Origin of the sequence: Terrabacter sp. Soil810, assembly GCF_001429645.1 — a bacterium.
Lineage (GTDB): Bacteria > Actinomycetota > Actinomycetes > Actinomycetales > Dermatophilaceae > Terrabacter.
The window spans coordinates 74,644-85,841 of sequence record NZ_LMSW01000003.1 but is presented as its reverse complement, the minus strand read 5'-3'; the positions used below and the strand labels follow the sequence as shown (position 1 = coordinate 85,841).

The 11,198-nt window shown below is 72.5% G+C and carries 10 protein-coding genes; 6 read left to right on the top strand and 4 right to left on the bottom strand.

Annotation, left to right across the window (positions count from 1 at the left end):
- Nucleotides 1-57 precede the first annotated feature (57 nt).
- From ASG96_RS04415 to ASG96_RS04390, 6 genes are all read left to right on the top strand, one after another.
- The gene (locus ASG96_RS04415; protein ID WP_057586898.1) at nt 58-1,956 is read left to right on the top strand and encodes an ABC transporter ATP-binding protein; all 1,899 of its coding nucleotides are present in this window, start codon (nt 58-60) and stop codon (nt 1,954-1,956) included.
- Entirely contained in the window at nt 1,953-3,962 is a 2,010-nt protein-coding gene (locus ASG96_RS04410) for an ABC transporter ATP-binding protein (protein ID WP_082591624.1), read from the top strand. Before ASG96_RS04415 ends, ASG96_RS04410 begins: the two co-directional genes overlap by 4 nt.
- 142 nt (nt 3,963-4,104) lie before the next feature.
- The gene (locus ASG96_RS04405) at nt 4,105-5,364 is read left to right on the top strand and encodes an NAD(P)/FAD-dependent oxidoreductase (RefSeq protein WP_056761182.1); all 1,260 of its coding nucleotides are present in this window, start codon (nt 4,105-4,107) and stop codon (nt 5,362-5,364) included.
- 34 nt (nt 5,365-5,398) lie between these two features.
- Nucleotides 5,399-6,253, top strand: a complete 855-nt coding sequence (locus tag ASG96_RS04400) for a bifunctional methylenetetrahydrofolate dehydrogenase/methenyltetrahydrofolate cyclohydrolase (RefSeq protein ID WP_057587055.1) — start codon at nt 5,399-5,401, stop codon at nt 6,251-6,253.
- A 9-nt stretch (nt 6,254-6,262) separates the two neighbouring features.
- On the top strand, nt 6,263-6,583 hold the full coding sequence (locus ASG96_RS04395) for a DUF3017 domain-containing protein (protein ID WP_056760912.1): 321 nt from the start codon (nt 6,263-6,265) through the stop codon (nt 6,581-6,583).
- Between the two features lie 4 nt (nt 6,584-6,587).
- Nucleotides 6,588-7,526, top strand: coding sequence for a glycosyltransferase (locus tag ASG96_RS04390; protein ID WP_057586896.1), 939 nt, complete (start codon nt 6,588-6,590; stop codon nt 7,524-7,526).
- Nucleotides 7,527-7,595: 69 nt separating this feature from the next.
- Here ASG96_RS04390 and ASG96_RS04385 read toward each other — a convergent pair whose 3' ends face one another.
- The 4 genes from ASG96_RS04385 to aqpZ all read right to left on the bottom strand — a co-directional run bounded on the left by ASG96_RS04385 (nt 7,596) and on the right by aqpZ (nt 11,094).
- Complete coding sequence (locus ASG96_RS04385) at nt 7,596-8,585, bottom strand: malate dehydrogenase (protein WP_057586894.1); 990 nt, start codon at nt 8,583-8,585, stop codon at nt 7,596-7,598.
- A 152-nt stretch (nt 8,586-8,737) separates the two neighbouring features.
- Complete coding sequence (locus ASG96_RS04380; RefSeq protein WP_057586892.1) at nt 8,738-9,583, bottom strand: hypothetical protein; 846 nt, start codon at nt 9,581-9,583, stop codon at nt 8,738-8,740.
- Nucleotides 9,580-10,230 carry a SatD family protein gene (locus ASG96_RS04375; protein WP_235509062.1) on the bottom strand — a complete coding sequence of 217 codons (651 nt, stop codon included), beginning with the start codon at nt 10,228-10,230 and terminating at the stop codon, nt 9,580-9,582. Before ASG96_RS04375 ends, ASG96_RS04380 begins: the two co-directional genes overlap by 4 nt.
- Nucleotides 10,231-10,251: 21 nt before the next feature.
- Nucleotides 10,252-11,094 (bottom strand): aquaporin Z, encoded by an 843-nt coding sequence (aqpZ, locus tag ASG96_RS04370; RefSeq protein WP_057586887.1) that lies wholly within the window; start codon nt 11,092-11,094, stop codon nt 10,252-10,254.
- Nucleotides 11,095-11,198: the final 104 nt, after the last annotated feature.

Here is an 11,198-nt window from a genome sequence, read left to right as displayed (position 1 = left end):
GCCGAGGGAGAAAAGAAGTGGGTCGGTGTCGGTGCGCCGACCTAGGGTGGACAGGCCATGCGAGACTTTCCGCCCCAGATCCGGGCCTACACCGACCGAGGCGCCGAGGCGCCCGACACCCGCTCGCCGCGGGCCTTCCTCTGGTGGATGGTGCGGCAGAACGGCGTGCTGTTCTGGGCCGGGCTGCTCGCCGCCCTCGTCTGGATGGTGCCGCAGACCGTGGGCCCGTGGATGGTGGGCAAGGCCATCGACACCGGCATCGTCGCCGGCGACCCGGCCGCCACGATGCAGTGGGTGCTGGCGCTGGCCGTCGTGACGCTCTTCGGGGCGTGCAGCGGCATCATCTTTCACACGATCATCGTCCGCGAGTGGCTCATCGCGCTCTACGGCACGACGAAGCTCGTCACGCGCAAGGCGCTCCAGCTCGGGCACGTCCTGACGCGGCGCACGCCGACGGGTGAGGTGCTCTCCGTCTCGGGCAGCGACGGCGACCAGTTCGGCGCCCTCATGGAGATCAGCACGCGCGCCATCTCGCAGCTCGCGGCCTACCTCGTCGTGGCCGCGATCGTGCTCGGCACCTCGGTGCGCATGGGCGTCCTCGTGCTCGTCTCCGCCCCTCTGCTCGTGGTCCTCGGCACGCCGCTGCTGCGACCGATGCAGCGCTGGCAGGGCGTCGAGCGCTCGCGCAACTCCGAGCTCACGTCGATGGCGACCGACATCGTCGGCGGGCTGCGCATCCTGCGTGGCATCGGCGGCGAGGAGACCTTCGGCGGCAACTACGCCGGCCAGTCCCAGCGCGTGCGCCAGTCCGGCGTCTCCGCCGGTCGCTGGCTCGCGGCGGTCGAGTCCGTCGGCGTGCTGCTCTCGGGTGGTTTCGTCGTCGCCTTGATGTGGCTCGGCACGCGCGAGGTCGCCCAGGGTCAGCTCACCGTGGGCCAGCTCGTCAGCTTCCTCGGCTACGGCCTCTTCCTCATCCAGCCCATGCGCACCTTCGTCGAGTTCGCCCAGAAGTGGACCCGTTCGGTCGTCTCGGCGCGCAAGGCCGTCGCCGTGCTGTCGCAACGCCCACCGTGGGTGCATCCCGACGAGCCGGCCGTCCTCGACACGAGTGCCGAGATCGTCGACGGCGAGTCCGGGGCGACCATCCGCCCGGGCATCCTCACCATGGTCGTCTCGGCCGTGCCCGACGACTCCGCGGCGCTCGCCGACCGGATCGGCCGCTACCTGCACAGCGACGAGGGCGCCCTCGTCAGTGACGAGATCCCCGAGGAGCTCAAGGGCCGGGCGGCCCGACGCGAGCGCTCCGCACGCACCCGGGCCCGCGAGGAGCAGGCCCGGCGCGACGAGGAGCGTGCTCGCCAGCCGTGGGGCGTGACCGTCGGTGGCATCGACCTGTCGCGCGTGGAGCTCGACGACGTACGCCGACACATCCTCGTCAGCGACACCTCGCCCCAGGTGTTCGCGGGGAGCCTGCGCTCTGCCGTCGACCCGCTCGGCCGGCTGACGCGCGAGCAGGCCGAGCTGGCACTGCACACCGCCGCTGCCGACGACGTCTTCGACGCCCTCCCGGGCGGGTGGCAGGGCGAGCTCGAGGAGCGCGGCCGCGGGCTGTCCGGCGGGCAGCGACAGCGACTCGTGCTCATGCGCGCCCTCGCCGCCGACCCTGACGTCCTCGTGCTCGTCGAGCCCACCTCGGCCGTCGACGCCCACACCGAGGCCCGCATCGCCGGCCGCCTCGGCGCCCACCGGGCCGGTCGCACCACCGTCATCATGACGGCGTCACCGCTGCTGCTCCACCACGCCGACGAGGTCATCCTCCTCGAGGGGGGTGTGGCGACCGCCCACGGACGGCACGCCGACCTGCTGGCCGACTCGCCGGCATACCGCTCCGTCGTCGTGCGCGGCGGCGACGCCGGCCCGTCCGTCCTCTCCCACCTCGCCGAGGAGTCCCGATGAGCCGCGCCGACAGCACGGTCGCGACGGACGCCGCTGGCGTCACGCGCGCCGAGTGGGTCTCGCCGCTGCCCGAGCAGCTCGCGGCCGAGTCCGCCCGCACGTGGGAGTCCGGCAGCCACGCGCCCGCGGTGCCCGAGGAGCTGCGCCCGTCCGAGTCCGCCTCGCCGGGTGAGCGCATCAGCGCGCTGCACCGACGCCATCTGCTGCGCGAGCGGCGGGCCCAGGAGTTCGTCGCCGACACGATGAACGCCCGCACCGGCCTGCCCATCGCCGACAACGCGCGCGTCGTGCGCTTCATCGGCGGGCTCCTGTCGCAGGAGCGCGTCCTCGTCGTCGCCGTCATCCTCGCCAACGCCCTGGCCGCGACCGCCGGCCTGCTCGTCCCGCGCCTGCTCGGGGAGCTCGTCGACTCGACGGTCGCCGACGTCGAGGCGGGCCGGGTCGACGCCGCCCTGGCCGGGGCCAACTCCGCGGCCCTCGTCGTCGCCGGGCTCGTCGTCGTTCAGAGCGCGTTCACGTTCGCGGCCAAGATGTCCTCGACGGTGCTCGGCCAGAGCGTCCTCGCGACGGCGCGCGAGTACGTCGTGCGCGCCATCCTGCGGCTGCCGCTGTCCCGCGTCGAGAGCGCGAGCTCCGGCGACCTCGTCACGCGCGTCACCCGCGACGTCGGCACGATGAGCGAGAGCGTGCGCTGGGCGCTGCCCGAGGCCATCATCGCGAGCATCACCGTCGTCCTGACGCTCGTGGCCATGGTGAGCAACTCGCCGATCCTGTCGCTGCCCTCGATCGTCCTCATGTCGCTCGCCCTCTTCCAGGTGCGCCGCTACCTCGGCCGCGCCCCGAAGGGCTACCTCACCGAGGGCGGCACCTACTCGCGCATCAACACCACGCTCACCGAGACGGTCGAGGGCGCTCGCACCGTCGAGGCGCTGGGTCTCACGGGTCACCGTCTGCACCGCGGCGACGACGACATCGAGGTGTCCGGCCAGGCCGAGCGCTACACGATGACCCTGCGCAACCTGCTCTTCGCGGTCATGGACGTCGCCTTCAGCCTGCCGCGCGTGCTCGTGCTGCTGCTCGGCGCCATCGGGTACGCCCAGGGCTGGGCCACGCTCGGACAGATCACCACGGCGATCCTCTACACGGAGGCGCTGTGGGGGCCGTTCGACATGCTCGTCCACACCGTCGACCGCGTGCAGGTCGGCATCGCGTCGACGACCCGCCTGCTCGGCATCGCGACCGTGCCACCCGACCGCGAGGCCGGAGACGGCCGACCGGCCGGACCCGAGCTCGTCGGCACCGACCTGCGCTACGCCTACCGCACCGGCCACGACGTGCTGCACGGCATCGACCTCGACCTGAGCACGGGGGAGCGCCTCGCCATCGTCGGCCCCAGCGGCTCCGGCAAGTCGACCCTGGGCCGGCTGCTGTCCGGCATCCACGGGCCGCGCACGGGATCGGTCACGGTCGGCGGCGTCGAGCTCACCTCGCTACCCCTCGACCAGCTGCGCACCGAGGTCGCCCTCGTGACGCAGGAGCACCACGTCTTCATCGGGTCCGTGCGCGACAACGTCGTGCTGGCGCGCGAGGGCTCGACCGACGACGAGGTCCGCGAAGCGCTGCGGGCGGTCGACGCCCTCGACTGGGTCGAGCGGCTGCCCGAGGGGCTCGACACGAAGCTCGGATCGGGCCACCAGGTGCTGACGCCCGGACGGGCGCAGCAGATCGCCCTGGCCCGGCTCATCCTCGCCGACCCGCACACGATCGTCCTCGACGAGGCGACCTCGCTCATCGACCCGCGCACGGCCCGTCACCTCGAGGGCTCGATGAACGCCCTGCTGACGGGGCGCACCGTCGTCGCGATCGCGCACCGTCTGCACACGGCGCACGATGCCGACCGCATCGCGGTCGTCATCGACGGTCGCGTCGCCGAGCTCGGCAGCCACGACGAGCTCGTCGATCAGGACGGTGAGTACGCCGCCCTCTGGCGCGCGTGGACCTCCTGACTCCGTTCCGCCTCGCGGGGCGTGAGCGCTCCGCCCCATCTCGAGTGGGACGGAGCGCTCACTCGAGCGGGGCGGCGCGCTCACTCGAGTGGGGAACGCCACGGGTCTCGACGGGCACGGACTCGCGTGTGAGGGTGTGGTCATGACCACTGACACGACCGGACAGCAGGGGCGCACGGCATACGTCATCGTCGGTGGCGGGCTCGCCGCGGCGAAGGCGATCGAGGGCATCCGCGAGAGCGACACCGACGGGGCGATCGTCCTCGTGACGGAGGAGGACCGGTTGCCCTACGAGCGACCGCCGCTGTCGAAGGCCGTGCTCAAGGGCGAGGACGAGATGGACACGGCGTTCACGCACGACCGCGACTGGTACACCGAGCAGGGCGTCGAGCTGCGCCTCGGCAACCCGGCCACGTCGCTCGACGCCGAGCAGCATGCCCTGACCCTCGCCGACGGCGACCGGCTCTCCTACGAGCGCCTCCTCATCGCGACCGGCTCCTCGGCGCGCGCCCTCGACGCGCCGGGTGCGGACCTCGACGGCGTGCTCTACCTCCGCGAGATGCAGGAGTCGGAGGCGCTCAAGGCCCGCCTCACCGACGGGGCGCACATCGTCATCGTCGGTGCCGGGTGGATCGGCCTCGAGGTCGCCGCAGCAGCGCGCGAGGCGGGCTGCACGGTCACCGTCATCGAGCCGCAGGCCGCGCCACTCCTCGGCGTCATGGGCGAGCAGGTCGGTGGCTGGTTCGCGCAGCTGCACCGGGGCCACGGGGTCGAGTTCCGGTTCGGCGAAGGCGTCGAGCGCATCGAGGGCGAGACCTCGGTGACCGGCGTCGTCACGAAGTCCGGTGACACGGTGCCCGCCGACGCCGTCGTCGTCGGGGTCGGCATCACCCCGAACACCGGTCTCGCCGAGGGCGCCGGCATCGACACCGCCAACGGCATCACGACCGACGAGGCCCTCCGCACGTCGGCGGAGGGCGTCTGGGCGGCCGGCGACGTCGCCAGCTGGCGCTCGACGGCGCTCGATGCCTTCGTCCGGGTCGAGCACTGGGCCAACGCCCTCGACGGCGGCCTCGCGGCCGGCCGGTCGATGGCCGGCCAGGACGTCACCTACGACCCCATCCCGTTCTTCTTCTCCGACCAGTACGACATCGGACTCGAGTACGCCGGCTACGTCCCCCGTGGGTCCGACGCCGAGGTGCTCCTGCGCGGCGAGCCGTCGAGCAACGAGTTCATGGCCTTCTGGGTCGTGCCCGAGGGCGACGGCGTGCGCGTGCTCGCGGGCATGCACGTCAACGTCTGGGACACCATCGACGACGTCCAGCGCCTCGTGCGCGACCGCACGGTCGTCGACCGCGACCGCCTGGCCGACCCGGGCGTCGCCCTTGCCGACCTGACGTGACCGACCCGCGGGTCGGGGTGGCAGGATGTCCACCGTGACGGCACAGATCCTCGACGGCAAGGCCACCCTCAAGGCGATCAAGGTCGAGCTGACCCAGCGGGTCGCTCGCCTCCGCGAGCAGGGGGTCGTGCCCGGACTCGGCACCGTCCTCGTCGGCGACGACCCGGGGAGCCACTGGTACGTCAACGCCAAGCACAAGGACTGCGCCGAGATCGGCATCACGAGCCTGCGCCGCGACCTGCCGGCCACCGCGACCCAGGCCGAGGTCGAGGCCGTCATCGACGAGCTCAACGCCGACCCCAGCTGCACCGGCTTCCTCGTCCAGCAGCCGACCGGCCTCGACGAGATGGCGCTGCTCTCGCGCGTCGACCCCACCAAGGACGTCGACGGACTGCACCCGATGAACCTCGGCTGGCTCGCCCTCGGCAAGCCGGCCCCGCTCCCGTGCACGCCGATGGGCTGCATCGAGCTGCTCCGGCGCCACGACGTGCCGATCGCCGGTGCCAAGGTCGTCATCATCGGCCGCGGCCTCACCGTGGGACGCCCGCTCGGACTGATCCTCACCCGCAAGAGCGAGAACGCCACCGTGACGCTCTGCCACACCGGCACGAAGGACCTCGCCGCCGAGGTGCGCCAGGCCGACATCGTCATCGCCGCGGCCGGCGTGCCGGGCATCGTCACCAAGGCCATGGTCAAGCCCGGCGCCGCGGTGCTCGACGTCGGTGTCAGCCGCGTCGGCGGCAAGATCGCCGGCGACGTCGCGCTCGACGTCGCCGAGGTCGCCGGCTGGGTCAGCCCCAACCCGGGTGGCGTCGGCCCCATGACCCGGGCCCTGCTGCTCACCAACATCGTGGAGGCGGCCGAGTCCTCGGTCGCGTCCGGCGCCTGAGCGGCCCTGATGCAGTGGCGGGGTAGCGGCTTCGTCGTCCTCAGCTGGTGGTACCTCGTCGCAGGCCTGGCCGCCGTCGGGGTCCTCGTCATGGCCTTCCTCGACGTCCGCTGGGGCGGGCGCATCATGGCCGGGGCGTTCTTCATCGGCGCCCTGATCCGGGTCGTGGCGAGGCCCTCGCGCAAGGCGGGCGGCCTCAACGTCCGCTCCCGCACCCTCGACGTCGTCATCCTGTTGACCCTCGGGATCGGGGTGCTCATCGCCTCGGCCACCGTCAACGTCCGGGCCGACGTCCCCGACCGCACGTCCGTCGGCCGCAGCGCCCGCTGAGCGCATGTCCGTGCCGAGCGCCCCGCCGCAGGAGTTCGAGCATTACCTCCTGACGCGCTTCAGCGCGGCCTTCTCGCCCGGGGTCCCGGCGCAGGAGGAGTGGCTGCGCTACCGCCTCGGCTTCTTCGTCGATGCTTGCTGGTCGTCGGTGCGCGGCCAGCAGGGCGCGGAGTTCACGTGGCTCGTCCTCTTCGACGACCGCTGCAGCGACGACTTCCGCGCCGACGTCGAGGCCCTCGCCGAGGGCACCTTCACCCCGGTGTGGAGCCACGAGCGCTGGACCCCGTCGATCTTCGGCAGAGCGATCGCGGAGCGCAGCCCGGCCGGGTCGGCACCCCCCTGGTTGCTGACGACCCGACTCGACAGCGACGACGCGATCGCCCGGGGCTTCATGGCGGCCGCCCAGCGCGAGTTCACGCCCACGCACGGACTCTTCGTCGACTTCCCGCGTGGCATCCAGATCGACCGGAGCGGCGCGACCTACCTCTACGACCAGCTCTCGAGTCCCTTCCTGACGCTCGTCGAGCAACGCCAGCCGGAGTCACCACCGAGCACCGTGTATGCCGCCCGGCACGCCCGCGCGCGCCAGTGGGGGCCCGTGCGGGAGGTGAGCGCGCCGCCCATGTGGGTGCAGGTCATCCACGGCACCAACCTGCTCAACATGACCGTCGGTGCACGGGTCTCGCCGCGCGTCGTCAACGAGCGCTTCGACCTCGAGCTCGTCTACGACCGCGACGTGTCGGGCCTGAACCTGTTGCGGCAGAAGGCTGTCCACCGCGCGGGGCTCATGCGCCTGTGGGTGCAGCACCCGGGCGAGGCGACGAAGTGGGCCGAGGCGAAGTACTGGCGGCTGCGGGGCACGCACGTGCGGCCGCAGGGCACGACGCCCCCGCTGACCGAGCTGGTCAAGGCTGGGGCCGCCCGGCTCGGCTGGCGTCGCTGACCCGGGCACCGGCATACGCGAAGGGCGCCGCCCACCTCGTGGTGGACGGCGCCCTCTGTCGGGGATGGCTCAGATGAGGCCGAGACCCTTGACGGCGTCGCGCTCCTCGGCGAGCTCGGCGACCGAGGCGTCGATCTTGCCGCGCGAGAAGTCGTCGATGTCGAGGCCCTGGACGATGCTCCACCGGCCGTCCTCGACCGTGACGGGGAAGGAGGAGATGAGACCCTCCTGCACGCCGTAGGAGCCGTCGGAGCGAACGGCCATCGAGACCCAGTCGCCGTCCGGCGTGCCCTGCACCCACGTGCGGGCGTGGTCGATGGTGGCGGAGGCGGCCGACGCGGCCGAGCTCGCGCCGCGGGCCTCGATGATCGCCGCGCCGCGCTTGGCGACGGTCGGGATGAAGGTGCCGGCCAGCCAGTCCTGGTCACCGACGGCCTGGGCGGCGTTGCGGCCACCGACCTCGGCGTGGAAGAGGTCGGGGTACTGCGTTGCCGAGTGGTTGCCCCAGATCGTCATCTTCGTGATCTCGGTGACCGGCACGCCGAGCTTGGCGGCGAGCTGGCTGATCGCGCGGTTGTGGTCGAGGCGCGTCAGGGCCGAGAAGCGCTCGGTGGGGATGTCGGGGGCGTTGCTCATCGCGATGAGGGCGTTGGTGTTGGCCGGGTTGCCGGTGACCGTGATGCGGATGTCGTCGGCCGCGACCTCGTTGAGCGCCTTGCCCTGCGGGGCGAAGATGCCGCCGTTGGCCTCGAGGAGGTCACCGCGCTCCATGCCCGGGCCGCGGGGACGGGCGCCGACGAGGAGGGCGTGGTTGACGCCGTCGAAGACCTTCGTCGCGTCGTCGCCGATCTGGACGCCGGCGAGCGTCGGGAAGGCGCAGTCGTCGAGCTCCATGACGACACCCTCGAGCGCCTTGAGCGCGGGGGTGATCTCGAGCAGGCGCAGCTCCACCGGGGTGTCGGGCCCGAGCAGGGCACCGCTCGCGATGCGGAACAGGAGGCTGTAGCCGATCTGGCCGGCGGCGCCGGTGACGGCGACCTTGACAGGGGTAGTGCTCACAGGAAGGCCCTTCACATCGGTGTGGCGCTGGACGCTCCGACGCTATCAGTGCGTCCGTGCTCAGCCGGACGGGCGCCCGCGCTCACGAGCGACCCGCCGCACGCGTACGCGAGCGGCGTGACGACGATCACGCGAGGCGCTCGGTCGCGGTGTCAGACGGTGAGGGCGAGGGAGCCGAGCGCGATGAGCCAGCTGACGAAGCTGCCGACGAGGAAGTACTCGGTGACGTCGTCGATGCCGGCGGGGCCGCCCGGGTAGGAGCCGTTCGGGCCCGTGGCCCCGCCGCCGGCCGAGCGGGCGGCGGCCTGGATCTCGGGGAAGCGGAGGAGGCCCTTGGCGGCGATGACGAGACCGGCCGCGCCGAACTCTCCGGCCACGCCGAGGCCGAGGATGACGAGGCGCTCCATGGGCCCGAGCAGTCGGCCGCCCTTGAGCCGGTCGGCGGGCTGCCCGCCGGTCGGGGGAGCCGCGCGCCCCGCGAGGGAGGCGGCAGCCGCGGCAGCGGCGTGGGCGTCGGTGACGTCCGACGGACGCAGGGCGCCGATGGTCAGCAGCACGAGCCGCACGATGACGTTGGCTGTCGCGATGTTGAAGAGGACGAGCCCGGTGAGCAGCAGCACCCGGCCCACCGGCAGCGGATCGCTGCCGGGCAGGTCGGCCCAGCCGAGCCAGGTGGCGAGCACTCCACCCGCCGGTGACGCCGCTCCCGAGACGGCGACCAGACCGACGACGATGCCGGCGAAGACGGCGAGCGGCGCGAGCGCGGTGCGGCCCGTCATCTGGGTGCGGCGCGAGAGCTCGGCCCACCCGGCGCCGGCGGCTGCGGCGAGGACGAGCGCGACGAGGTCGGCCCAGCCGTGCATCCCGGCCAGCAGGGCCAGGGCGAGGATGACGACCGGTGCGGCCACGTGCCCGACGACACGGCCCGGTCGCCACGACGTCGACCGGACGACGTCGCCGACGCCGATGCCGGCGAGGGCGATCGAGAGCCACGTCACGGGAGCTCGCCCAGGGCCGTCATGGCCTCGAGCGCGACGCCGATACCGTCGCGCCGGACGCGCTGCGACACGGCGGACGGGCTGATGCCGACCTGGTCGGCGACGTCTTGCTGCGCATGGCCGTGCATGAGTCCTCCGAGGATCTCGCGTGAGGTGGTCGACATGGAGCCAACCATGAAGTCCAGACAGTCGAGCGCGGCCCGCACCGCAGCGACGGTGGCCGGCGGCTCGTCTGGTGCGAGGTATGCCGTGCGCGACGTGCGCGTCTGCGCTCGCTGCGCTCGGTCCTCCGCCAGGGTGATGGCCTCGCGGGCGGCCCAGTACGCGGGCCCGTCGTGGATGCCGCGGACGGGGTCGAGCGTCGAGACCGCCCCGCGCCCCAGTCCGAAGCGGACGTCGGCCCGGGGGAAGAGCTCGGTGCGGACGACGAAGCTGGCCCGCAGGGCCGCGCCCAGGGTGGGGTAGACGCCCTGGAACTCGTCGCCGACCGTGATGACGGCAGGCTCCTCGATCGGCACCTCGGTGTTGGCCCGGGCGACGGCAGCCTCGAAGGCGTCGTGCAGGGCCTGGCGCTCGCGATGCGTGCGCGACTCGACGATGTCCCCGATGAGCGCCACGGGTGAAGGTGAGGCCTTCAGATCTGACATGTGAAGATCATATCTTCATATTCAGGAAATGGAGCGCTGACCTTCATCGGAGTCCACGTCGAGCACCGGACGGCCCTCGTCGTCGACGGCGGCGTTCTCGGCCAGGTCGGTCGAGCCGCTGATGTCCATGTCGTCGCGGCGCTCGCCGGTGATCCAGGCGAAGGTGCTGCCCGCGATGAGGCCGCCCACGATCGGCGCGACCCAGAAGGCCCACAGCTGCCCCGGGGCCCCGTTGCCGTTGAAGAAGGCGACGGCCGTCGAGCGGGCCGGGTTGATCGACGCGTTGCTGATCGGGATGGCGACGAGGTGCGCGAGGAGCAGGCCGAAGCCGATCGCGAGCGGGGCGAAGCCCTTGGGGGCGCCGTCCTTGGTCGCGCCGAGGATGATGTAGACGAAGAAGGCGGTGACGAGGGCCTCGACGATGAGCACGCCGCCGAGCGCGAACCCGCCGGGGGAGTGGACGCCGAAGCCGTTGGCCGCGAGGTTGCCCGTGACGGGGCGGCCCGTCGAGGACAGCAGCCCGGCGAGCGCCCCGCCGGCCAGCAGGCCGCCGACGAGCTGGGCGCCGACGTAGGCCGGCACCTCTCGCCACTCGAAGCGCTTCGCGACGGCGATGCCGATCGTCACGGCCGGGTTGAAGTGCGCCCCGGAGACGTGCCCCACGGCATACGCCATCGTCGTGACGGCCAGGCCGAAGGCGATGGCGACACCGAGGTGGCCGATGCCGTAGTCGATGACCTGTCCGTCGAGGGTCCGGGCGACGAACTTCGCGTCGAAGATGGCAGAGCCGCAGCCGATGAAGACGAGCCAGAAGGTCCCGAGCGCCTCGACGGCGAGGCGTGAGCTCATCTTGGGGGTGTACATCGGGCTCCTCCAGCAGAGACGTCGAGGCCGAACCACACGGGACGCTCCCGGTGCTCGCAGCGTAGTGGACCCTCCCGGTCCCAGCGGGGGATGCGACGGGCGCC